Here is a 22,720-nt window from a genome sequence, read left to right as displayed (position 1 = left end):
GCCCGCTCTGGACCCGCTGCCGCGGAGTGGACAGGATGATCTGATGGAGAAACCAGCACGAAAGAAGCGCGACGGCCGCCAAGCCGTAACGAGTTCCGTCACGGCCGATCGCGAGGAAGGGCTGCTCGTGCGCGCCGCTTGGCTTGCTTATGTCGGTGACCTTACCCAGGCGCAAATCGCCAAATCTCTTGGCCTGACACGCCTTCGCGTCAACCGGATGCTGGCGCATGCCCGCCAGCGGGGGATCGTTCAGATTCGCATCAATTCCAAGGTGGCGAACTGCATCGAGCTGGAGAACCGGCTGCGGGACGCCTATGGCGTCTCCGACCCGATTGTGGTTCCGACACCGCCCGATCCTGCCCTGGTGCCACAGGTCATCGCAGCCGCTGCCGGTGAAGCCCTGTCGCTTAGAATCCATGACGGGATATCGGTGGGCGTGGGATGGGGACGGACGCTCCAGCTTAGTCTGCGGTCAGTGACAGTACGCCCGGTCAAAGGGATGTCGGTCGTTTCCCTGCTTGGCGGGCTCACGCGTGGATCGGCGATCAACATCTATGAAATCGCTTCGCGGCTCGCGGCGCTTTTCGATGCGGAATGCTTCTACATCGCGGCACCGGTGTTCACGGACACGGAGGCCACGCGCGATCTGCTTATGCGCCAGTCTATTCTGGAAGACGCCTTCACCCATGCCCGCGACGTTGACGCGGCTTTTGTTTCGGTCGGCGCGGTGCACAAGGACGCCACCATCTTTCGGATCGGACTGGTAGGAGACGATGATCTTAGATCGCTCCGCGAAGCCGGAGCCGTCGGCGATATTTGCGGCCACTGGATCGGTGCCGACGGACAACTTGTCGATCACCCGCTAAACAGTCGCGTCATCGGCCTCGCCCCCGAACATCTGCGCGAGGTCGAGACTGTGATCCTGCCTTCCGGCGGCCTCGACAAGGTTCCGGTGCTGCGCGCCGTGTTGCGTCTGGGAGTCGTCGATGTGCTGATCACCGACGAGAAAACCGCTGAGGCGATCCTTGCGGAAAAGCCGTAGCCAGACTGACCTCTAGGTGATCGCTTCTCACGTCACAGAACCTCGTGGATTTCCTCGATCGAAGTCTCGCCGATCCGCTTGTCGAGAACGATCTCGCCGCGCGCCATGGCAACGACCCGGTCACAGCATTCGAAAACATGATGCATGTTGTGGCTGATGAAGACGCTGGTGATGTTCTGGGCCTTGAGGGCGCGAACGAAGCCGATCACCTTTCGCGTCTCCTTCACCGAGAGATGATTGGTCGGCTCGTCGAGAATCATGACTTTCGACTTGAAGTGCATGGCCCGGGCGATCGCCACGCCTTGGCGCTGGCCGCCTGACAGTTCGCCGACAAGCGCGTCGGGCGACCTCAGATGCAGATCAACGTCGGCGATCGCCTTGACGCTTTCGTCACGCATGCGCTTCTGGTCCAGGATGCCGATACCGAAAACCGAACCCTTCACCGGCTCGCGTCCAATGAAAACGTTGCGGGCGATGGTCATGGTCGGGACCATCGAATTGTACTGGTAGATCGTCTCAATGCCGCGATCCATGGCGTCGCGCGGGTTCGAGAAGCGGACCGGTTCACCTTCGATTCTGATCTCGCCGCCATCCGGCTTTTGGGTGCCTGACAGGATGTTGATCAGCGTCGATTTGCCGGCGCCGTTGTCGCCGACGAGGCCCAGTGCCTCGTCTGGATAAATGTCCAGAGTGACGTTCTTCAAGGCGTGGACGCCGGAATACCATTTCTGGAGTCCCTTGATCGCGATGATGGGTGCCGCCATGATCAGGTCTCCACCTTCATTGCCCTGCCCCGCTTTCGAAGCCAGGCATTCACGACGACCGCGAAGATAGTCAGGAAGCCGATTGCCATCTTGAACCAGTTGGCGTCAACCTGGCTCAGTACCAGTCCGTTGTCGATGACGCGGATAAGGGCAGCCCCGATGATGCCGCCGAAGATGGTGCCGATGCCGCCAGCCAGCGAGGCGCCACCGATGACGGCAGCCGACACGGCTTGCAACTCCAGCCCCTCGCCGATCGAGGGCAGCGGCGCGCCGAGCCGCATCACCTGAATGGTGCCGGCAAAGCCGGCGAGCACCGAACAGATCATGAAGCAGGCGACCTTCACCCGGGCCGTCGGGATGCCCATCGACTGGGCGGCGGGCAGAAAGCCGCCGGTGGCGCGCACCCAATTGCCGAAATTCGTGCGCGACAGGAGCACCGTCACCAGGATTGCCACGGCGACAAACCAGAAGAACGACATGCGAAAGAGGTCGCCCGGCCCGACATAGATCGTAAACAGCCATTTGGGCAGAGCGTTGGCCGGGATAACAGGAGGGAAGCCACCGGAGATTACCACCGTCAGCGAACGGGCGATGAACAGCATGCCAAGCGTGGTGATGAAGCTTGGTATCGCGAAACGAATCGTTATGAACCCGTTGAAGAAGCCAATCAGGGCGGCGATCGCGAGGCCGGCGGCAAAGGCCGGCGCGAACGGCACGCCGGCCGCCAGCATCACCGCCATGGTCATCGGGGTCAGCGCAAAGACCGAGCCCACGGAAAGATCAAACTCGCCGCATATCATCAGCAGGGTCACGCCGATCGCCACCAGCCCCATTTCAGGCAGCAGCCCAAGCATTCCGCGCACGTTCTGTGTGTTCAAAAATACGCCGTTCGAGCGAATCTGAAAGACGAGCAGGAGGAGGAGCAGGAACACAACCGCGGCAAGCTCCGGCTTCTCCAGATAAATCTTCATCAAGCGCTTCATCATTTGCTCCGGCTTGGGATTGTTTGCGCTGGCTTGTCGCATCGGCAAGGGGGGGATGGTGGCAGTCTGTCCTCTACCACCCTTGTCGGGGAGATGCGGTAGCAGGATGAGGGGCGGAGCTAAAACGCCCAAAGGCCACGCGGCCTGCCCCTCACCCCTGCCCCTCCCGCAAAGAACGAGGAGAGGACGCCGGCTTCGCCGCCTACCGCACGCCTTTTGCGGCCAGTTCCTTCAGCTTCGGCACGTCTTCCTTGACGATGATGCCCTTGCCGGTGTCGATGTCTGCTGGCAGCAGACCGACATTCTTGGCCAGATAGGCTTCCATCACCGGCATGAAGCCCTGCATGTAGGGCTGCTGGTCGACCTGGACCTGGATATAACCCGCTTCCATCTGTTGCAGGACTTCCGAGACGATATCAAAGCCGCCCATCAGCACCTTGCCCGGCTCGATGCCGCGATCGATCAGTACCTGGGCGACGTAGGCATGCCAAAGGCCGGTGTCGAAATACACCGTGGTGTCCGGGTGGGCGGACAGATAGGCGCCAACACGATCGGCGACGACGGCGCCATCTGTGCCGGTGTCGAGCCGTTCAATGACCACTTCGCGTCCGGCATTCGCGGCCTTGTATTCCTCAAGAAATTTCATGACGCCGGCAGCGCGCTGTTCCGACCAGTTCTGACCGGGCGCGGAGACGCCGACGAGCGCCCTGATCTTGCCTTCCTTGGGGAAGAACTCGGACATCTTCTTGCCGAGTTCGTAGCCGGCGGGAATGAAGCCCTGGCCGATGAACGCCTGGCGGGCATTGCCGGCTGCACCCTCGGTGTCGTCGACGTTGGACGCAATGACCGTGACCCCGGCGGCGCGGGCGTCGGCGATGATCTGGTCGAAGGCATTGTTGTCGACGATCGAGGTGATCAGCGCGTCCGGTTTTCCCGCGAGTGCCGCCTGCATGTTGGCCGATTGTTGCTCGATCGAGCCTTCGGTCTGGGTGAAGACCATCTGGCAATTGGCCTGGATCTTGGCGCAGGCGTCGTCAAACCCCTTCTTCACCGCCTGCCAGAACGGGTTCGACGCCGACGAATGATGCGTGAAGACGATGTTCATCGGCTCCTGCGCGCGTGAGCCGATTGCCGAGGCTCCAGCCAGTACTGCTCCCAAGGCTGCCGAGATAAGTAGCTTCTTCATGGTTCTCCTCCTCCGTAGAAAGCTGCTTCAGGTTCATTTTCAGAGCGTAGATGCGTCAGTTACCCGTCGAAGCGCAGTGAAGGCGCGATCGATCTCCGGGTTCAGTTCCATGCCGAGGCCCGGTCCGGGAGGCACGGTGATCATGCCGTTCTTCACCTGCGGCAACGCGGTCACAAGGTCGCGGTACCAAGTCTTGTAAAAGGCCCTGACACTCTCCTGGACAAGCGCGTTCGGCGCATTCAGCGACAGGTGGGTCGATGCGCCGAGCACCACTGGACCGGTGCAGTCGTGCGGCGCGACCGGCAGGTGCCACGCTTCAGCCATGGCGGCGATCTTGCGCGCCTCTGAGAGCCCGCCGCACCAGCTGATATCAAGCATGATGACACCGGCCGCTCCGGTTTCGAGAAGGTCGCGGAAGGCCCACCGGGAACCGAGCGTTTCCGAAGCCGATATCGGCGCCAGCGAAGCCTCGGCATAGCGTTTCAGGCTGGACAGGCTGTCCATCCTGATCGGATCTTCGTGCCAGAATGTCTTGTAGGGGGCAAGCTCGCGAGCGATCTGCATGGCCGGCAGCAGCTGCCACATTGAATGGAATTCAACCATGATGTCCATCTTGTCGCCGACCGCATTGCGGATTTTCTCGAATGGCGCCAGCGCGGAATTCAAATCGGGTTGCGATATATACTGGCCGCGTGTTTTCTCGGCGGCCATGTCGAAGGGCCAGATCTTCATGGCCGTGATGCCTTCCTCCAACAACGAAAGCGCCAGTTCGTCGGCGCGGTGAAGGAAGCCGTTCAGATCATCATAGGCGTCGCCGGCCTTATCGAGCCCGTAATTGGCCGTCGTCTGGCCGGTGGCCTTCTTGATGTATTCGGTTCCGGCACAGGTGTTGTAGGTCCTGATCTCGTGCCGTGTGAAACCGCCGAGGAGCTGTGCGATCGGCTGACCCGTCGCCTTTCCGAACAGATCCCAAAGCGCGATATCGAAAGCGGAGTTGCCCCTGACTTCCGCGCCCGTCGATCGGAAACCGAGATAGCCGACGAGGTCGGCGGCAAGCAGGTCGATCTGCAAGGGGTCGCGCCCGATCACGCACGGCGCAACGTATTCGTGCAGATAGGTCTCGACGGTCTCAGCCATGAAGAAGGTCTCGCCGAGTCCGACGAGGCCCTCGTCCGTGTGAACCAGGACCCAGAGAAGGTTCGGCCGCTCCTTGAGCCGCAGCGTTTCCAGTTTCGTGATCTTCATTGCGCCCCTGCTCCTCAGGCGATGCCGGCCGCCAGCAGGGCCTTGACGCTCTCGTCAAAATGCCTCGCCATCAGGTCACGCGCCGACTGGGGATCACCGGTCTCGATTGCTTCGGCGAGGTCGATGTGGATCTGGATCATCTCCAACTGCTCGGCATCCGAAGGGCGGGTCCGCCAGCCGACCGGCCAGGTCTGGCGCGATACGCGCTCGAACGCGCCGACGATGAGGCTGAAAACCGGATTCTTCGCAGCCTTGGCGATTTCGAGGTGAAAGGCGAGATCATGCTCCATGACCTGCTCCGGCCGCTGGAAATTCTCGCGCATGGCGAGCGCGTGGGTTCTGATCCTTTCCACTTCGTCGGCCGTTCTGCGCAAGGCCGCCAGCATGGCGGTGCGGGTCTCAATCGTGCGGCGCACGTCGTAGATTTGCTGCACCGTGATCTGCTCGGTGTGGACGCCATGCTCGATCACCAGTGACATGGCGCCATAATCCAGCTCGGCGACGGTAGCCCGTCTGCCCGCCCTCAGGTCGATAAGCCGCATGGCGGCGAGCGAGCTGAAGGCCTCGCGAACCACGGTACGCGAGACGCTCAATTGTCTCGAAAGCGCGGCCTCGCTGGGCAGCCGGTCGCCGGGCCCGAGTTCATGCGCGCGGATATGGCGCGTGATCTCGCCGATCGTATTGCTGACCAGGCTAGCAGCGTCGGAATGTTTTGCGGATACCGCCGTGCTCACGCAATCTCCAGTTCAGAAGTGGGCAAACCTGTATGGCATGTTTTCCAGATGTGTTGATAGTACCTAGGAAAGCTGTATGTCAAGCTCGAGTTCATCGCAGGGAGACCGTCGGCATCATCGCCGGGAGACCGATGATCAGAGGCTTGCATGACCGATGCTCTTGACGCGACCGATGCCGGTCGGCCGGGCGCGGGATTCCTCAGGCGATCATCTCGCTTGGGTAGGCTGGACATTCTCGTGGTGAACACCGGCGGGCGGCCGACCATGCCGTCCGAAAATATCTCGGCGCACGATTCACTGATATATCGATCGACGCACCCCATATGGGTGGACAAAGCGTCACTTGAGGATTTGCCTATGCTGATTTCGCGTTGGGGACGATTTGCAGTTTTGTTTGTGGGGTTGTTCCTGGCATTTTCCATGGTCGCTGTGGATCACGCCGATGCGCGCCGTGGCGGCAGCTTCGGCAGTCGCGGCATGCGCACTTTCCAGCCGGTCCCGCCGACCAGAGTTGCGCCGCAACCGGTCGAGCGCTCGATGACGCCGAATGCCGCAACGAACAATGCGGCCCGTCAGCCGCAGGCATTCCAACGCCCGGGCTTCTTCAACGGCCTCGGCGGATCGATGATGCGGGGGCTGCTTCTCGGCGGTTTGATCGGCGTTCTTCTGGGCCATGGGTTCGGCGGCTTGGCCGGCATGTTGGGTCTTTTGCTCCAAGTACTGCTGATCGGCGGCGTGATCATGCTGGCGATCCGCTTTTTCCGCTCGCAGGCGGCGCAAAGCCCAGCGCCCGCTATGGCCGGTGCCTCGCGCGGTACAGCGAGCTTTGGGCGCAACGCAGCAGCCCGGCCCGAGCCGAGCAACGTCGAAGTTTTCCCCATTTCAGGCATCGGGTCGGGATTTGGCGGAACGAGCCAAGCCAGTCCTTCCCAAGCCAGTGCTTCCGATGAAGTCACACTCACCCAAACCGACCTCGACACGTTCCAGCAACGGCTGACGGAAGTTCAGGAAGCATTCGGGCGTGAGGACCATTCTGCATTGCGCCGGTTGGTGACGCCCGAGATGGTGTCCTATCTGTCCGAGGAACTTGCCGACAATGCCAAAAAGGGCGTCAGGAACGACGTATCGGACGTCAGCCTGCTGGAGGCCGATATTGCGGAAAGTTGGCGAGAGGGTGATCGCGACTACGCGACGGCTGCTTTGCGCTATGAGTCTCGCGACGTGACCCGCGATCGCATCAGCGGCAAGATCGTTGAGGGCCAGGCCGATCGGCCGACGGAGACAACCGAACTGTGGACCTTCATGCGCCAGGACGGCGATGGGTGGAAACTCGCCGCAATACAGCAGCCTGGCTGATGTGCATTGTCGGCGGTACAGAGCTGGACCCTGCGGCCCCGCTAAGTCATACATCTCGAGCCACCAGTACAGTCGGTCTGTGGACGACGGGGTTTCAGCCCTGGAGCGGCCGTCGCGTGGCACTTAACCGGTAAGAATTCGGCAGTTAGTGCCGGATCTTGGATTGTCAAACGAGCTCTCTCGATCCAGCGTTTGATCGACCGCCTTGGCCGACTTTTCCGCGCCCCCTGTGCGTCACCAGCAATCTCGCGTAGACATGCCTGCCCGCATCGGGCGCGGGGACGTGAGAACCTCATGCGAATCCTGTTGCCTGTCTTCTTCCTCTGCCTGACCAGCCTGTCGCCCGCCAGGGCCGCGGCGGGCGATTGCGGCGATGCCGCCGCGCTGGTGCAGCAGGCCTATCCCAAGGCCCGAAAGAGCGCCGACGGTATCTCGTTCACGCTTGAACCCCATACCAACATCGCCTCGACGCTCCCGGAGAGCGCTGCGCCATTCGGCTTGGTCTGCAAGATCTGGCCCGCCCATGACGACCTGCTGCTGGTCGCAGTGCCGCTGATTGACAGCGCTAACCGCGACCATTTGCATGTCGGCGATATCGAGCTTCTGGTCGTCGACAGGAAGAGCCTGCGGGTGCGCCAGCGCCTGCTCCAGCCCGGTCTGATGACCGATGACATGATTGTCATCGAAAAGGTGGAATTCGACACCGGCCGTTATGCACTGGCCCCGGATGTCAGCGCATTCGGACTGCGCATCGAAATGGCACACCATTCGCTGACCGCTCCCTTCACGGAAACCGACCTGCGGCTCTACGCTCTCGCCGGCGATACGCTGCGCGTGGTTCTCGACGGCCTCGTGGTGGCCGGCTCTGGCGGTGACAGCGATGGTAGCTGCGCCGAATCCTTTCATTCCAGCCAGGTCAGCCTGGCGATGAGCCCGGCGAGCCATCATGGCTATCATGACATCGCCGCGGTTGAGCGGACGGATACCGACAATCCCTCCCCCGACCAGGACGGCGAATGCCAGTCCCATCCCGGCAAGCCCGTGAAGCGGACTTACCGGCTGCGCTATGACGGCAACCGCTATCCGGTTCCAGCGGCACTCAAGGTGATGGGGTTGTAACGCGGCCGCACACGTCCCTGCCTTGGTTCGTCAATGTGATCAATTCCAGTTGAATGGGTATCGACCGTTAATTCTCTCGTGGTAGGAGGCGCTCAAGGGGGCTCTTCTCAAAGGAGCTGATGATTTGTGGTGGTCAAGATTCAAAAGGGGTTTTGCCGGAACGTGGGATGACAGACTGGACGGGCTATTCTCCGCAAAGGTCGACTACGCCGGAAAATCCATTCTCGATGTTGGCTGCAATATGGGTGTTGTCGCCTATGAGATATCCAAACTGAAACCCAGCTCGATCCACGGGATCGACATTGCTAAGCCGCACATCGAGACTGCAAAAATGTTATTGAGCGGCTCCCCGGTGCATGCCCGGTTCGATCGCCTGAATCTTGGCAGCCGGCGCCTCGGCAATATCCTTCTACCGAAATACGATATCGTCCTGCTGCTGGCCGTCTACCAGCACATGCAGCGCAACATCGGCCCAGGCAAGGCGCGAAGGGTGCTTTCCAATATTGTGAGGCGCACCTCAAACGTCGTCGCCCGCGTTCCGCCTGGAACGGATGGCGAATTCATCGAGACGCTTTCGGACGAAGGTTTCCAGGTCAAGAGCACTCACACGTCGCCTCTTGGAAGTCATGTGCTGGTGCTTGAGAAACCCACCCTAGGAAATCCGCAGCCATAGGGATTTCGCATCGCCAGTGGCAATCTGCCCCACTAACATCCCATGTGTCAGCAGCGGGCGCCGACCCGCTGCTGGCTGCAACTCAGACCGGGAGCGCCGATTCGCCGGCAGAAAGCATTTTGCGGATGGACTTCGCGCCGCTGCCGTTGACATTGAGGGCGGCGGCTGCGGTGTTCTCTTCCACTGCCTTAACAGACCGGATGCGCCCGTTGGCGTAGGTGACGAATACCAATTGGCCGTCACGACGAGAGCACTGGCCGTCCCGCCTGCGGTCGGCGCGCCGCCGGTGTCGAAATTCAGCCACGTGCGCTATCAGCTCGCAGGCGCCCCGTCCAGCGCTCTGGCTCACGGCGCCGCGCGAGTGAACAGGGTTTGGAATAGCTCCTCAGCACGCCGCAGTCCTTCATCTGTCAGAACCACTGACTTCGCCTTGTTTTCCGGATTCGCGATCAGCCCCTTCTCGTGCAAGCGATCCAGAGCATTCCAATCCAACCTGCGCTTACCGCAGGGAGCGGCTGACCGTCCAGCGTACGCGTCATGCCGCCGGCAGCGCGCAGCACCGCGTCACCCGCCGCGGTGTCCCATTCCATAGTGCGGCCGAAACGCGGATACGCTTCGCGGGACACTTTCTTTTCCGACGCGCTCTCCGGCCGCAGAAGTCTCAACCTTGCCAGAGGTGAATTTTTGACCCCTGAGCGGTTATCGCGGAGCGCATTCCGGGCCACCGACTTTGCGACATCCCCTTCACTGATTCACCGCCCGTCTAGCGCTAGAATGCGAAATCCGCTGTGAGGGTCGGGGCTTAGCACCAACCGCTCAAGGTCGGTCCGACGTTGCAGGGCTGACGTGTTTTCATCGAGCCAAGACTGACTCTAGCACCGTGCCGGGAATGAGCTATAGTTCAGATACTGTGACGGCCGGGCGCTTGCACAATGGCTGGACTGGGTGAACAGATTGCGCGTCAGCAGCGCACCATGGGGCCGCTCCTGGTGGCGGCAGTGGTCATCGGTCTTATCGGTCTGCCCGTCGCAGCCTGGCTCGACCTCCGAGACCTATCCGAACGGATGCTGCGCAGGCAAGCCAGCGAAATCAGCCGGATCATCGACGAAATGCGCGGATTCTACGGCAGCGACGTCGTGGGACGCGTGCTGCAAGCAGACGGCGCCGTGACTGCGACGCACAACTACCGGGACGTGCCAGGTGCGATCCCTATTCCAGCAACCCTCTCGATCGAACTCGGCAAGCGCATCAGCGCTCATGACGGGTCGGTCAAATATCGGTTCGTCTCGGATCTGCCTTTCAAAGGTCGCGCCCCCCACCAGCTCGATGCGTTCGAGCGGAATGCAATCCTTGCTTTGCGCGCCAACCCGAGGGAGCCGATCATCGAAGTCTCGGGTTCACTGTTTGACCGGCAGGTCCGCGCGGCGGCCCCTGTTGTAATGGGACAAGTCTGCGTGACCTGCCATAACTCACACCCGGACAGCCCCAAGACGGACTGGAAGGTAGGGGATGTCCGAGGGATCCAGGAGATATCAGTCAATCAGCCTATTGCTGCGAACGTCCTCACCTTCAAGTATCTGCTCCTATATTTCGGCTTCGCGGCGGCGGCGGGCCTGACGTTCATTCTCCTGCAGCGTCGGCAGTCCGCGTTGATTCAAGGCATCAACAAGGAGCTTTCCGAGGCAAACGACTTCCTGGCCGCGATTTCATTGAAGATCGCCAAATACCTTTCGCCTCAAATTTACAAAAGCATCTTCAGCGGCCAGAAGGACGTCACCATCGCGACCGAGCGCAAGAAGCTCACGATCTTTTTCTCCGACGTCAAGGATTTCACCGCGATCGTGGAACGGCTCCAGCCCGAGGACTTGACGCTTCTCCTCAACGAGTACTTCACCGAGATGTCGACGATCGCGCTCAAACACGGCGGCACCGTCGACAAGTTCATCGGCGACGCGCTTCTTGTGTTCTTCGGAGACCCCGAGACGCAAGGCGTCGAGGAAGACGCGAGAGCCTGCTTGCGCATGGCCGTCGACATGCAGCGTCGGGTGGAGCAGTTGAACAGGGTGTGGCGTGACCGCGGAGTTGAACGGCCCTTCCGAGCTCGCATGGGCATCAACACGGGCTATTGCAATGTTGGGAACTTCGGTTCCGATGATCGGATGGACTACACGATCATTGGAGCCGAAGCGAACTTGGCGGCCCGTCTGCAGTCGATTGCCGAGCCCGGCGGCATCTGCCTCAGCTATGAGACTTACGCGCTCGTGCGCGACCTTGTCCGGGCGCGTCCGTTAGCACCGATTGCCATGAAGGGGATCAGCCGGGAGGTTGTCCCCTACGAAGTCGAGGGCCTCCTGGGTGAACTCGCCCAGCGCCCTCAGGTCATCAGCGAGCACGCGACTGGCCTCGACTTGTTCCTCGATGTTGAGGCAATCGACGAGAACGGGGTCGAGCGGGCGAAGAAACGACTTTCGGAGGCGCTCCTGGCCTTAACCATCCGAAGCAAGCCCGCCGCATTTTAGGTTCTTGAACGTGATGCAATCTAGACCGTGGCCAGCCACATAAAGTCGGATTCAATGCCGTTCAGCCGCGCCGGGTGCCGGCCAGGAGTTCGCGCGCATCATCCTCGTTGGTCATCAGCCCCGTCAGGGCCGAGGCGTCGATGAACATCAGTCATTCTCGTACAGGCTGTCGCGAAACGCCTTGTCGGCGGGCCTGCCGTGATCAGGCTTGCCCCGGGCTCGCAGATCACGGCAGAACCTGACGCCGATCTCCACCAGGGACGGTCTAGCCTGTTCGCTCTCAAGCTCATGCTTGAGCGCGGGATGAACGGCCTCTGTCAGACCAGTCCTCTTAAGCGCGGCGACCCGGCGGGCTAGCGCGTCGGTCTCGGGATTCTTGATGTGGAACGCCATCACTCGCTCGTATAGCCGTTCAAGTGTATCGGTATACAGCAATTTGGATACACCGAGTGAAGGCCCCGCAGTATCGACCGGACACGAAGCGAACCGGCCACGCCGACCCAACTGTAGGCTGGATGGGGATCGTACCGTTGTGTTTACAGACCTCGAGCAGTATCTGAGGTCGCTTCCATAAGTCCACTGGTACATCCGCACTTTCGTACGGGTCTGGAACTGCGCAGTCATCGTCTAGCCAAATCCAGCAGCCTTGCCGCTGGCTATAAAATGCGGGTTGGCGAAATCCTCGTCGTCGCTCTGGTTGCGCTTGCCGTAGGCGAGCGGCTCACCATCCAGCGTGCGCGTCATGCCGCCGGCGGCGCGTAGCACAGCGTCACCCGCGGCCGTATCCCACTCCATGGTGCGGCCGAAGCGTGGATACACGTCGGCCTCGGCGCCGGCGACGAGGCAGAATTTCAGCGAGGAGCCGACCGAGACGATCTCGGCAGCGCCAAGCGCGCGGATATAGGCGTCGGTTTCCGGCGTGTTGTGGGACCGGCTGGCAACGACGGTCAGCGGCACCATGCCGGCCCTCGCCGAAATCGGCTGGCGATCGACGATCTCGTAGTCGTCATTGATCTCGATCGTTTCCGCTTTGCCCGGCCGGCCGGAAAAGAAGCGGCCGGTGCAAGGTGCGAAAACGACGCCGATCTCCGGCACGCCATGGCGAACCAGTGCGATGTTGACGGTGAAATCGGTCCGCCGGTTGACGAACTCCTTGGTGCCGTCGAGCGGATCGATGAGGAAGAAGGCGTCGCCGAGGTGCGGCGCCATGATGCCGGCCGACGCTTCCTCCTCTGCCACGCATGGAATCTCCGGAAATGCGGCGCGCAGCCCGGTAAGGATAATCTTTTCGCTCTCGCGATCCGCCTCCGTCACTGGCGAACTGTCCGATTTGCTGTCGACCGCACAGCCGGCACGAAAGACGCGCATCACCTCGCGCCCCGCCGCCAAGGCAAGGTGCTCGAAGACGGCGAGCATCGCTTCGTCGTCAGATACCGCCGCCGCTATCATATTGGTCTTCGGCAATGTCCCGCTCGTTCAGCCAGTGTTCAAGGGCGTCCACCATCTCCTCGGCCGATCTGCCGAGTGTCTTAAGATGGATTTCGGGCTTTTCCGGCACCTCATACGGTGAATCGACGCCGGTGAAATTCTTGATTTCGCCGTTCAACGCCCGCGCATAGAGGCCCTTCGGATCGCGCCTGGCACATTCCTCGAAGGGTGTGTCGACAAACACCTCGATGAATTCGCCGTCGGCCAGCAGTTCGCGCGCCATGCGCCGCTCGGCGCTGAACGGCGAAATGAACGACACGATGACGATCAGCCCGGCGTCGGCCATCAGGCGCGCCACTTCGGCGACGCGGCGAATGTTCTCGACGCGATCGGCGTCGGTGAAGCCGAGATCGCGGTTGAGGCCGTGACGGACGTTGTCGCCATCCAGAATGTAGGTATGGCGCCCGGTGGCGAAGAGCTTCTTCTCGAACAGATTGGCGATGGTCGACTTGCCCGAGCCCGAAAGCCCGGTGAACCAGAACACGGCGGGTCGCTGGTTCTTCATATCGGCGCGGGCGTGCTTGCCGACATCGAGCGACTGCCAGTGGATATTTTCGGCGCGACGCAGCGAGTGCAGGATCATGCCGGCGCCGACTGTGGCGTTGGTTATGCGGTCGATCAGGATGAAGGCACCCGTCGTCCGGTTCTCGGCAAAAGTATCGAAGGCGATCGGCGAGCGTGTCGAGATGTTGCAGATACCGACTTCGTTCATTTCAAGCGACTTGGCCGCCTCATGGGCAAAGTCGTTGACGTTGACCCGGTATTTCAGGTCAGTGACGGTGGCGCTGGTCTGGTCGGTCTCGGTGCGCAGGATGTAGGAGCGGCCGGGCAGCAGCGCGTGTTCGTCGAACCAGACGATGTTGGCGGCGAACTGGTCGGCGACCTGCGGCCGCGCTGCCGACGATACCAGCATATTGCCGCGCGAGACTTCCACCTCGTCGTCGAGGACAAGGGTCACGGCCTGGCCGGCGATAGCCTGCTGAAGGTCGCCGCCTTGCGAAACGATGCGCCTGACATGGGAGGATTTGCCCGATTTGGCGACGACCACCTCGTCGCCCGGCGCAACCGAGCCGGAGGCGATGGTGCCGGCGAAGCCGCGAAAATCGAGGTTGGGACGGTTCACATATTGGACCGGAAACCGGAACGGCAATTCGACCACGGCTTCATCGACCGAGACGGTTTCGAGATGTTCGATCAGCGTCGGGCCGGAATACCAATCCGTCCTGTCGGATCGGCCGGTAACGTTGTCACCGTAGCGGGCCGACATAGGAATGGGCACGATCGTCTGGAAGCCGAGCTCACGTGAGAACTGCCCGTAATCCGCGACGATCTGTTTAAAAACTGCCTCGTCGAAGCCGACAAGATCGATCTTGTTGACGGCGAGCACGATGTGGCGAATGCCAAGCAGCGAGGCAATGATCGAATGCCGCCTGGTCTGACGCAGTACGCCCTGACGGGCATCGATCAGCACGATGGCGAGATCGGCGGTCGATGCACCTGTCGCCATGTTACGCGTGTATTGTTCGTGGCCGGGCGTGTCGGCGACGATGAACTTGCGCTTTGGCGTGGCAAAGAAGCGATAGGCGACGTCGATGGTGATGCCTTGCTCGCGCTCGGCCTCGAGGCCGTCGACCAGCAGCGCGAAGTCGACGTCGTCGCCGGTGGTGCCGTGCTTGCGCGAATCGCGCTCGAGCGTGGCCAACTGGTCCTCGAAAATCTGCTTGGTGTCGGAAAGCAGGCGCCCGATCAGCGTCGACTTGCCGTCATCGACCGAGCCGCAGGTCAGGAAGCGCAGCAGCGACTTTCGTTCCTGCGCCGCCAGATAGTCGCGGACGCCGTCGGTTGGGGCGAGGCTCTTGGCCATGATGTGGCGCATACTCAGAAATACCCCTCGCGCTTTTTCTTTTCCATCGAGCCGGCTTCGTCGCGGTCGATCAGCCGACCTTGCCGCTCGGAAGTGCGCGCCGTGAGCATTTCGCCGACTATCGCCTCCAGAGTGTCGGCCTCCGAGTCGATCGCGCCGGTCAGCGGATAGCAGCCGAGCGTGCGGAACCGCACCATCCGGTTCTCCACTGTTTCGCCGGGCCGCAGCTGCATGCGCTCATCATCCCTCAGGATAAGCATGCCGTCACGCTCGACGACCGGCCGCTCCTTGGCCAGATACAGCGGCACAATCGGGATGTCTTCCTGGAGAATGTACTGCCAGATGTCGAGCTCGGTCCAGTTCGACAACGGGAACACCCTGATCGATTCACCGGCAGCGATGCGGGTGTTGAAAATCTTCCACATCTCCGGCCGCTGGTTCTTCGGATCCCAGACATGCTGGGCGTTGCGGAACGAGAAGATGCGCTCCTTGGCGCGCGACTTCTCCTCGTCGCGTCGCGCGCCGCCGAAGGCAGCGTCAAACCCGTATTTGTCGAGCGCCTGCCGCAGCGCCACCGTCTTCATCACATGCGTATGGGTGTTGGAGCCGTGGTCGAACGGATTGATGTTGTCACGCACGCCGTCTTCATTGACATGGACCAGGAGGTCGAAACCGAGCTTTTGCTGCATCTGGTCGCGAAAGGCGATCATCTCGCGGAATTTCCAGGTCGTGTCGACATGAAGAAACGGAAAGGGCGGCTTGGCCGGATAGAATGCCTTCATCGCCAGGTGCATGAGCACGGACGAATCCTTGCCGACCGAATAGAGCATGACCGGCTTGGCAAAGGCCGCGGCCACCTCGCGAAAAATATGGATGGATTCGGCCTCAAGCCGCTGAAGGTGCGTAAGTGCGATGTTCATGGACTGCGAGCGTTCTTTCGTACCGATCCACGGAAGGGCCTGTATCGGAGGCGACCTTCAGCCGCCCGATTCAAACTGCACTTCTGGACAATCTATCCTCGTGCGGGCGTTCTAGCAGATCGTTCCGGTCCAGAACAATGCAAGACAGGCTTGCGGCCGAATGGTTCGGGAATGAATTTTCCGTACGGCCAGCAAAATCAGGAAATTTCTGCTCAGTGAGCGATTGCGCTTGGTAGGGGCAGCAAAATGTTGCCTGAGCCTCGGAACCGAGAGCCAGGAGCCGACACGCCTCACAGCGGTCCGCCATGCCCTGGCGACGCCAGCCGTGGCGACGAGGTCGCTAGGACGAAGTTCCGATGGGAACAAACAGCTTGTCACCGTTGTGATCGATCTCGATCATCTCGCTCTTGCGGCTCAAGCGTTCGGCAAATCCTTTGTGAAATATAATGGCGTTCATATAGGCAAAGGTGATCGCCAGCGCTCCGGTTCGCAGCGGATAATCGACCAGCGAATGAATGAGAAGAAAAAACACCGAGAGGAATGCCGCCTTCTGAAGGGGGGCACGGCGGACCCTGGCCAGTGCAGCGAAAAGCAGTGCAAAATAGCCTGCCATCAGCAGGATAGCCGGAATTCCACCTTCGAAAGCTATTTCAAGATATTCATTATGGGCATGATTGACGTATTGCCTGAAAATCATGCCCTCCCTTTCGTATATTTGATAGGCGTTTTGAAAATTCCCAAATCCGACGCCCGTCACCCAGTTGTCCTTGATCCCCTCGATCGTCGTTCGGGCGAATTCTCCGCGCCCGAACGCCGGATCGATTGCCTCCACGTCGATCTTCGTCCACGCGCCCATCGTGTAGATCGAAAGCCCAACAAAAATCAGCAGAACGCTGAACCCGCTCGCCCTTGAACGAGCTGAGAGAAAGATCACAGACAATACGGTGATCGCCAACCCGATCAGAACACCGGCACGCGACCCAGCTGCCAAAAGCAGCAGCAAAAGTGTGACCAATCCAAGCGAGCCGGACAAAAGTCGCCCACGGAAGAGACCATGATAAACGACGAAGGGGATCGAGACAAAAAGCAAAGCCGCGAAATGATTCCGGTTCGCAAAAAGCCCGGCGTTGATCGTGAAAGGCAACAGTCCCTTAATAGCGACATCGTCTGAGAGCGAATATTGAATCGCTCCTGCCAATCCATTGCAGATCACGCCTATGAAGAAGAACGGAAGAAGCGCGCTGACCTGTTCAGCACGCAAACGTAATACGGCCAAAAAAAACGCTGCAGTGGCCAGAAGATAAAGCAGGCATTCGACCGTGCGGCCCACCCCAACGCTGACGAAGCGAAATCGGCTTTCTCCAGCCCAGGGATTTCCGAGCAGCAACTCCGGCCGTAATCTGTTGAATATGGCCGCCGGCAATGGAACGATTTGCAAAACGGTCAACGCCACGGCGAAGACCAACAGCCACAGAACAGGCCGGGGGATTCTCTGGCCGGCGGTTTGCGAAAAGACGGCCGCCGCCGAAACAATTGCCGCGACCTCGATCAGAGTGTCTGTGTAAAGGCCGCTCGCAGTACCCCCGCCGATCAGCAGCGATACAAATAAGACGGTGCCGAGGAGATATTTATCCCATTCCGACGGCCGGTCATTCAAGATGGAAGTCTCTCAACGCTCAATTTGTGCATTACCAAGGTGCCGACATATCGAAATCGCCAGCTCTCGGCAATGGCGGCGGTCTCCAGCCTCAACACTTGCATTCGACATGTGTCCGGACCAACCGAAAAATCTTGGCTCATGGTCTGGCGATTGAATGTGCCCTCGGGAATATTGAAGCGCGCGATTTCACCGCCGGGACATCTTATTGACCAGAATAATTCCTTCGGAAGCTTGAGATTTCTCGCTGACGCAACCAGAGAGATCCTATAGGATCCAGGAGGCAGCTCGATATACTGCTGCAGAGCGGAATTCTTCACCGGCGTGTTCAAGAACCGGACTGTCGCCCCGCCCTCACCCTCCACCGCATCCTGGGATGTCGCAAACGTCACCTCCAGGCCGGACTGATCGTGGACCTGCCAATCAAACGGCCTGCCGCTGGGGATCGGTTCGAATGTGCTGTTGAAGACGTAGCCAGCTAACTTACGCTCCTGGTCAGACAAGGTGAAAAGAAACAGCCGATACGCTTGTTCAAATTCCGTTTGACGGAGGTAACCGTTGATCACAATGGCTAACTCACCCAATTTCGGTCGCGCGTTCGATCCAGTCAGATCGAGCAGGAGTCGGTTTGCGTAGTCGAGCCCCTTGGGATTATTGGCCAGTGCAACGAAGAGGCTGGGTCTCCAGGGCGTCTCCGCCGTAATAGCCGTCAGCATGGCCTGGTATCCGTCGGGATTCGAAAGGATCGCCGGCAGGCCATCGGCGATCGCCGGAAATTGGTCTGGCCACCGCCGCAGCAATATGTCGATTTCGCCGACGGCCTTCGACAAATCGCTCGTCTCCGTCGAATGGCCAATAGACCTCTGGAGCGCATGGATTTCCGTTTTGGATAACTTACGAGCCTGGTCGAACAACTCATAGGCTTCGTCTTTCTCGCCTTGTCGATATTTGATCTCGCCGATCAGGCTGTAGAGACGTGCGTCGGCCAAGTTGAAACGAAGCGTGTCCTTGGCCTTAGCAAGCAAGGCCTCGAGATCCGGAGTGCTATTCGTATCGCTCAGATCATCGGTAATCTCGCTTATCAGCGCATCGACGTTCAGCGGATCCAGCGCTAGAGAAACGGCTGGTGTTTCCGTTTCAAGTAGCCGACTTAGCCCGATCGACGAAGCCGCTAACACTAGAACGGATGCGACGAACCAAACGCTTGAACGCCGGAGATTTTGCATAAGCGGGCTGGTCTGCTCCATCATCCACTTTGCCCTCAATCTTCGCTGTATCCGCCCCGTAGTCGTAATACTGGTAGTTCATGTACTTGTAGGCGTAGTTGTAGTCGAACTTGTTTACCGCGAATTTTGACATCGCGGCTCCAACAACGTTGGCACCAGCGGCTCGCATACGCTTCAACGCCGCCTTCGCAGACTTGCGTGTCACCTGATTGGTGGAGATGACCATCAATGTACCCTCGGCAAGGCGGCTGAGGATGGGCGCGTCCGAGAGACCGACGATCGGCGGCGCGTCGATGATTACAACATCGAACCGCTTCCCGAGATTGGTAATAATCAGAGCCATCTTCGGTGACGAGAGCAGATCCGCGGGATTTGGGGGAATCGTCCCAGAAGTCAAAACGGTGACGTTTGGATACTTCGTTGCCCTGAAAATGCTCGCCAGATCCTCTTTGCGGACAGTGTTCGTCAGCAAATTGCTCAGGCCGATTGTGTTGTCGAGACCAAACAGGCGATGAAGATTCGGTTTCCGAAGGTCCCCATCGACAATGAGAACCCTTGCACCGAGTGCTGCAAAGTCCTGCCCGAGCTTGAACGACGTCGTCGACTTGCCCTCCGCGGGCTCGGAACTTGTCACCAGCAATGAACGCGGTGCTCCTTCGGCGCCGGAGAATTGCAACGACGTTCGAAGCGAGCGGTAAGCCTCAGAGAGCCCGGATTTCTGATCGGTGATGCTGGCTATGAGTTCGCGGTCGTCGACGAGCGGCAATATGCCGAGCATCGGGAGCCCGAGTTCCTTTTCGATCTGCTCGGGATTGGTGAAGGTGTTGTTCAACAACTCCATGATGTAAATTATCGTCGCGGTCAGGACAAGGAAAAGAAACAGCGCGATAGCAAGATTGATGCTGAGACGTGGAGAGTATGGGCGATCCGGGAGCGCAGCAAAATCAACGATGGCTGCACTCTGCGTCTTCAACTCCGAGCTGACGCCGACTTCGTTGAGCTTGGAAATAAGACTGTCGTATTGCGACCGGTTTGAATCAACCTCACGCTTCAAGATCGTGTATTTGATGTTCTTATCGTTGAACACGACCTGCTGCTTTTCCATTTCAGCAAGCTTGCTCTTGAGGTCAGCTTCCTTGTTCTGCGCCTCCTGATATTTCAAGCGTAGCGAATCCGTAATGGCCAGAACGCCATTGCTGTAGAGCCGCTGCAACTCTTTGATCTGTGCCTGAAGTTGCTGCATTTCAGGAAAGCCCGGCTTCAAAATACCCAGCTTCTGTTGGTACTGGCTCGTCAAGTCCGCAAGCTTGTCGCTCAGCTTCTGCAGGCCTTCGCTTTCCAAGACCGGCCCGAGGCTCGAGCCGCGGCCTTTATCGATCTGGTCCACCGCCCGTCCTGCATCGAGACGGTCCTGGATTGCTTTCGCAAGTGCCTCGTTCAGGGCCTCGATATTCGAGCCTATCAAGGATTTGTCGTCGCCGGTTACCGTGATGCCGGCATCCTTGGCGTAGGCTACCAGTTCCTCTTCCGATTTCTGAAGCTTTTGCTTCACCTGCAAGACTTGCTCTTGGATGAACTGGCGCGCCAGGTCGGACGTTTCGCTGGTCTGGTCGAGGCGCTGATCTATAAAGCTTTGCGCGACCTGGTTGGCGACATCGCTTGCGTATTTCGGGTTCTGATCGGCGAAAGTGATCGACAGCAGACTCGTGTTGGTGACCAGATTGACCGTGAGCTCATTCAGAATGCGCTTTATCGCGATCTCTTCACGTTCTTCCGGCGTCTTCTGTTCGATGGAAGGTGACTTGGAGATTCCGAAGGCGCGATAGAAGATATTGGAGAGCGAGAAGTTCGGCGTAGGGAAAAGGAAGTCCGGCTTTTCGCTCAGGCCCAATTGGAACACAACGCGCTGCGCCAATGCGCGGCTTTTGAGCTTCTCACGTGCGGTGAGAAAGGCCCGTACATCCGCATTTTCAGAAACGACCTCGATGTCCTGGAAAACCTTGGCGGAGGGGACCAGCACTTCCAATTGCGTCGTTGCCTGGTATTTTGGCGTCTGCATCATCGTAACAATGAGGCCTGCGACAAGCCCGGCTGCCACCATCATGACGAACAGCCACCTATACTGGACGACGTAGAAGAGCAGCTTGAGCGGATTGAAACCCTGTTCCTGCTCCGAATAATCGCGACCGTAGGGGCTGTAGTTTTGCCCACCGTCATAATAGAGGTCGGCGGACACAGCTTGGCTGTGTCCTGGACCTGCAATTTGATGCTGCCTGTTGCGATCGAGCATAGTGCGAGGTGATCCTATTCGACTGACCGGCTGAGCGCTATATTCCCGGGATGACGGCAATTCGCGCGGCACTGGAGGCTATGCCGAGCGCGTCCTTGAGATTGTTCACCGCTATCTTCGAGCTTGATGCGAAGACGACGACCTTGTCGCCACCGTAGATGCGCGGGTTACGGGCCTTGCCAGCACGAATGGCTTCCACATTGTAATTGGCGACCAGCGTATTCGTGCCGATATTTCGGTAGATGAAGACCTTCTTTGCGTCTCCTATCGGACTGAAATTTCCTGCCAGAGCGATTGCGTCGAGAAGCGAGGAATTGCTCGAGACCGGATATATGCCGGCCTTATTGACCTCTCCGTCAACGGTTATGCGTTGTCCGATCGATTCCTTTACGAAAACCGTTACGTCAGGCGACTGTAGATAATTGGAACCGTAAGCAGTTTCGATTTCCTGCTCCAACTGCCGGACGGTTTTGCCTGCCGCGGTAATGGTTCCGATAAGCGGAAGCGATATCTGGCCGCCGGCATCGACTTGAACGGTTCTGTTCAAATTATCGACCTGGAACACATTCACCTCGAGCACATCGTTCGGAGACAAGGGCTGCTCGCTGCCGTTCTGGGTGTTTTGCGGCGCAGGCAGATCCTTCACTACCTTTAGAGCCCCGCCGCCCGAAAGTGGCGTCGATGACGACGTCAATTGCAGCGCATCGGCCGCACTCGAGGAAGTAGGTGTCGTCGACGAGGTGCTCGTGCATGCCGACATTGCAAGCGAAGCTAGCAAGACGAGTGCCATGCCTATGTGGCCTTTTACCAAATGAAAAATGCCCATCACGCGGTCCCGCCCTTGAATAGGCGGCCCAACCCTCCAAAACGGCCGGCGTTACCGGCGGTTGGGTTTTTCGGACGTGCTTTTCCGATCGGCTCAATGGGCCGGTTCGCCAATATTTCGCCTGGACGTTTCAACACCATGTTGCGGGCCTCGCCTTCCCCACATCGCTTGGCAGCAGCAGCAACCGCCTTAGAAAGCCCAGGACGGCGGCGCGTTGCGCTATGAGTATCCGATGCGATGATATCCACCCTGCCCTCGTCAATCAGCTTTTCCGAATAATAAAGCGCCGTGCGTCCAAAAGCACCAACAATCGAGTCCGCGGTAAGCTGGATGAGGCAGCCGACCGCATTCAATCTCTCGATAACGTCGTAATTCGTTTTGATCCAGGTCAAACGCTCAGGATGAGTAAGAATCGGGATAAAGCCGGCATTTATCAGGCGTAGAGCAAGATCCTCCATTCGTGGAGGTAGAACATGATGCGGCGGTTCGAACAGAAAATAGCGGGACCTGTTTAAGGTCGGCACGCTGCCCGCCGCCAATTGGTCCGGAAGATCCGGCGCTATGTGAACGTCTGCACCGACGTAGAGAGCAAGTGGTATGGCGGCGTCGCGCAGCGCCTGGTGTAACTCTTGAACCGCCCGAACAATGTTCGATGTTCCGTTTTCGTATACGCCGGGCGTCACGTGCGGTGTGCACGCCATGTGGGTTGTTCCGTCGGCCACCGCCAGTCGAGCCATTTCCAGCGATTCGGCAAGGCTGGGCGAGCCGTCGTCGAGGCCAGGCAAGATATGGGAGTGCAGATCGATCATGGGCGTTTGTGACTACAAC

Annotated in this window: 20 protein-coding genes and 2 pseudogenes; 5 read left to right on the top strand and 17 right to left on the bottom strand. The window is 59.4% G+C overall.

Going from position 1 to position 22,720, the window contains the following annotated elements; all coding sequences use genetic code 11:
* Positions 1–217: 217 nt before the first annotated feature.
* Positions 218–1,042, top strand: a complete 825-nt coding sequence (locus tag NKJ40_RS01145; protein ID WP_352464042.1) for a sugar-binding transcriptional regulator — start codon at positions 218–220, stop codon at positions 1,040–1,042.
* Positions 1,043–1,074: 32 nt separating this feature from the next.
* Here NKJ40_RS01145 and NKJ40_RS01140 read toward each other — a convergent pair whose 3' ends face one another.
* The 5 genes from NKJ40_RS01140 to NKJ40_RS01120 form a co-directional block, all read right to left on the bottom strand.
* A complete protein-coding gene (locus tag NKJ40_RS01140) occupies positions 1,075–1,806 on the bottom strand; it encodes an ATP-binding cassette domain-containing protein (RefSeq protein ID WP_254819755.1) in 732 nt (243 codons plus the stop codon).
* Between the two features lie 2 nt (positions 1,807–1,808).
* On the bottom strand, positions 1,809–2,789 hold the full coding sequence (locus NKJ40_RS01135; protein WP_352455503.1) for an ABC transporter permease: 981 nt from the start codon (positions 2,787–2,789) through the stop codon (positions 1,809–1,811).
* A gap of 202 nt (positions 2,790–2,991) precedes the next feature.
* Complete coding sequence (locus NKJ40_RS01130; RefSeq protein WP_502903673.1) at positions 2,992–3,975, bottom strand: sugar ABC transporter substrate-binding protein; 984 nt, start codon at positions 3,973–3,975, stop codon at positions 2,992–2,994.
* Positions 3,976–4,014: 39 nt separating this feature from the next.
* The gene (locus NKJ40_RS01125) at positions 4,015–5,220 is read right to left on the bottom strand and encodes a mandelate racemase/muconate lactonizing enzyme family protein (protein WP_352464041.1); all 1,206 of its coding nucleotides are present in this window, start codon (positions 5,218–5,220) and stop codon (positions 4,015–4,017) included.
* Positions 5,221–5,234: 14 nt separating this feature from the next.
* Complete coding sequence (locus tag NKJ40_RS01120) at positions 5,235–5,954, bottom strand: FadR/GntR family transcriptional regulator (RefSeq protein ID WP_352464040.1); 720 nt, start codon at positions 5,952–5,954, stop codon at positions 5,235–5,237.
* Positions 5,955–6,314: 360 nt separating this feature from the next.
* On the opposite strand from NKJ40_RS01120, the gene NKJ40_RS01115 reads away from it, so the two are divergent.
* From NKJ40_RS01115 to NKJ40_RS01105, 3 genes are all read left to right on the top strand, one after another.
* A complete protein-coding gene (locus tag NKJ40_RS01115; RefSeq protein ID WP_352464259.1) occupies positions 6,315–7,310 on the top strand; it encodes a Tim44 domain-containing protein in 996 nt (331 codons plus the stop codon).
* Between the two features lie 192 nt (positions 7,311–7,502).
* Positions 7,503–8,429: a PA3715 family protein gene (locus NKJ40_RS01110; protein WP_352464039.1), complete on the top strand. Its 927-nt coding sequence runs from the start codon at positions 7,503–7,505 to the stop codon at positions 8,427–8,429.
* 124 nt (positions 8,430–8,553) lie between these two features.
* On the top strand, positions 8,554–9,102 hold the full coding sequence (locus NKJ40_RS01105; protein ID WP_352464038.1) for a class I SAM-dependent methyltransferase: 549 nt from the start codon (positions 8,554–8,556) through the stop codon (positions 9,100–9,102).
* Between the two features lie 82 nt (positions 9,103–9,184).
* On the opposite strand, the gene NKJ40_RS01100 is transcribed toward NKJ40_RS01105, so the two are convergent.
* The 3 genes and pseudogenes from NKJ40_RS01100 to NKJ40_RS31845 all read right to left on the bottom strand — a co-directional run.
* On the bottom strand, positions 9,185–9,406 hold the full coding sequence (locus NKJ40_RS01100; RefSeq protein WP_352464037.1) for a hypothetical protein: 222 nt from the start codon (positions 9,404–9,406) through the stop codon (positions 9,185–9,187).
* Between the two features lie 41 nt (positions 9,407–9,447).
* A pseudogene (locus NKJ40_RS01095) lies at positions 9,448–9,591 on the bottom strand (DUF6429 family protein); the annotation flags it as partial.
* Positions 9,552–9,719 (bottom strand): annotated as a pseudogene (locus tag NKJ40_RS31845) (inositol monophosphatase family protein); the annotation flags it as partial. The pseudogenes NKJ40_RS31845 and NKJ40_RS01095, both read right to left, overlap by 40 nt.
* Before the next feature lie 315 nt (positions 9,720–10,034).
* Between NKJ40_RS31845 and NKJ40_RS01085 the strand changes: the two are divergent.
* The gene (locus NKJ40_RS01085; protein ID WP_352464036.1) at positions 10,035–11,621 is read left to right on the top strand and encodes an adenylate/guanylate cyclase domain-containing protein; all 1,587 of its coding nucleotides are present in this window, start codon (positions 10,035–10,037) and stop codon (positions 11,619–11,621) included.
* A gap of 147 nt (positions 11,622–11,768) precedes the next feature.
* Here the strand turns inward: NKJ40_RS01085 and NKJ40_RS01080 are convergent, their stop codons facing one another.
* From NKJ40_RS01080 to NKJ40_RS01040, 9 genes are all read right to left on the bottom strand, one after another.
* Positions 11,769–12,014, bottom strand: a complete 246-nt coding sequence (locus NKJ40_RS01080) for a type II toxin-antitoxin system VapB family antitoxin (RefSeq protein WP_352464035.1) — start codon at positions 12,012–12,014, stop codon at positions 11,769–11,771.
* Positions 12,015–12,248: 234 nt separating this feature from the next.
* The gene (cysQ, locus tag NKJ40_RS01075) at positions 12,249–13,037 is read right to left on the bottom strand and encodes a 3'(2'),5'-bisphosphate nucleotidase CysQ (RefSeq protein WP_352464257.1); all 789 of its coding nucleotides are present in this window, start codon (positions 13,035–13,037) and stop codon (positions 12,249–12,251) included.
* A 10-nt stretch (positions 13,038–13,047) separates the two neighbouring features.
* The gene (gene cysN, locus NKJ40_RS01070) at positions 13,048–14,985 is read right to left on the bottom strand and encodes a sulfate adenylyltransferase subunit CysN (RefSeq protein ID WP_352464034.1); all 1,938 of its coding nucleotides are present in this window, start codon (positions 14,983–14,985) and stop codon (positions 13,048–13,050) included.
* Positions 14,986–14,987: 2 nt separating this feature from the next.
* The gene (gene cysD / locus NKJ40_RS01065; protein WP_352464033.1) at positions 14,988–15,893 is read right to left on the bottom strand and encodes a sulfate adenylyltransferase subunit CysD; all 906 of its coding nucleotides are present in this window, start codon (positions 15,891–15,893) and stop codon (positions 14,988–14,990) included.
* Positions 15,894–16,233: 340 nt separating this feature from the next.
* The gene (locus NKJ40_RS01060; protein ID WP_352464032.1) at positions 16,234–17,550 is read right to left on the bottom strand and encodes an O-antigen ligase family protein; all 1,317 of its coding nucleotides are present in this window, start codon (positions 17,548–17,550) and stop codon (positions 16,234–16,236) included.
* Positions 17,547–18,800: a tetratricopeptide repeat protein gene (locus NKJ40_RS01055; RefSeq protein ID WP_352464031.1), complete on the bottom strand. Its 1,254-nt coding sequence runs from the start codon at positions 18,798–18,800 to the stop codon at positions 17,547–17,549. The genes NKJ40_RS01060 and NKJ40_RS01055 overlap by 4 nt, the downstream gene beginning before the upstream one ends.
* Positions 18,688–21,066: a GumC family protein gene (locus NKJ40_RS01050; protein WP_352464030.1), complete on the bottom strand. Its 2,379-nt coding sequence runs from the start codon at positions 21,064–21,066 to the stop codon at positions 18,688–18,690. Before NKJ40_RS01050 ends, NKJ40_RS01055 begins: the two co-directional genes overlap by 113 nt.
* Before the next feature lie 37 nt (positions 21,067–21,103).
* Positions 21,104–21,892 (bottom strand): polysaccharide biosynthesis/export family protein, encoded by a 789-nt coding sequence (locus tag NKJ40_RS01045; RefSeq protein WP_352464029.1) that lies wholly within the window; start codon positions 21,890–21,892, stop codon positions 21,104–21,106.
* Positions 21,892–22,701 (bottom strand): tyrosine-protein phosphatase, encoded by an 810-nt coding sequence (locus NKJ40_RS01040; protein WP_352464028.1) that lies wholly within the window; start codon positions 22,699–22,701, stop codon positions 21,892–21,894. Before NKJ40_RS01040 ends, NKJ40_RS01045 begins: the two co-directional genes overlap by 1 nt.
* Positions 22,702–22,720: the final 19 nt, after the last annotated feature.

Origin of the sequence: Mesorhizobium sp. M0119 (assembly GCF_040322615.1) — a bacterium.
Lineage (GTDB): Bacteria > Pseudomonadota > Alphaproteobacteria > Rhizobiales > Rhizobiaceae > Mesorhizobium.
This window is presented reverse-complemented; position numbering and strand designations above follow the sequence as displayed.

Excerpts from the sequence above, each read along its gene's own strand:
- cysN (WP_352464034.1), bottom strand. The coding sequence starts at position 14,985 with ATGCGCCACATCATGGCCAAGAGCCTCGCCCCAACCGACGGCGTCCGC.
- NKJ40_RS01125 (WP_352464041.1), bottom strand. The coding sequence starts at position 5,220 with ATGAAGATCACGAAACTGGAAACGCTGCGGCTCAAGGAGCGGCCGAAC.
- cysQ (WP_352464257.1), bottom strand. The coding sequence starts at position 13,037 with ATGCTCGCCGTCTTCGAGCACCTTGCCTTGGCGGCGGGGCGCGAGGTG.
- NKJ40_RS01140 (WP_254819755.1), bottom strand. The coding sequence starts at position 1,806 with ATGGCGGCACCCATCATCGCGATCAAGGGACTCCAGAAATGGTATTCC.
- NKJ40_RS01135 (WP_352455503.1), bottom strand. The coding sequence starts at position 2,789 with ATGAAGCGCTTGATGAAGATTTATCTGGAGAAGCCGGAGCTTGCCGCG.
- NKJ40_RS01080 (WP_352464035.1), bottom strand. The coding sequence starts at position 12,014 with ATGGCGTTCCACATCAAGAATCCCGAGACCGACGCGCTAGCCCGCCGG.
- cysD (WP_352464033.1), bottom strand. The coding sequence starts at position 15,893 with ATGAACATCGCACTTACGCACCTTCAGCGGCTTGAGGCCGAATCCATC.
- NKJ40_RS01145 (WP_352464042.1), top strand. The coding sequence starts at position 218 with ATGCTGGCGCATGCCCGCCAGCGGGGGATCGTTCAGATTCGCATCAAT.
- NKJ40_RS01055 (WP_352464031.1), bottom strand. The coding sequence starts at position 18,800 with ATGATGGAGCAGACCAGCCCGCTTATGCAAAATCTCCGGCGTTCAAGC.
- NKJ40_RS01045 (WP_352464029.1), bottom strand. The coding sequence starts at position 21,892 with ATGGGCATTTTTCATTTGGTAAAAGGCCACATAGGCATGGCACTCGTC.
- NKJ40_RS01085 (WP_352464036.1), top strand. The coding sequence starts at position 10,035 with ATGGCTGGACTGGGTGAACAGATTGCGCGTCAGCAGCGCACCATGGGG.
- NKJ40_RS01130 (WP_502903673.1), bottom strand. The coding sequence starts at position 3,975 with ATGAAGAAGCTACTTATCTCGGCAGCCTTGGGAGCAGTACTGGCTGGA.
- NKJ40_RS01050 (WP_352464030.1), bottom strand. The coding sequence starts at position 21,066 with ATGCTCGATCGCAACAGGCAGCATCAAATTGCAGGTCCAGGACACAGC.
- NKJ40_RS01040 (WP_352464028.1), bottom strand. The coding sequence starts at position 22,701 with ATGATCGATCTGCACTCCCATATCTTGCCTGGCCTCGACGACGGCTCG.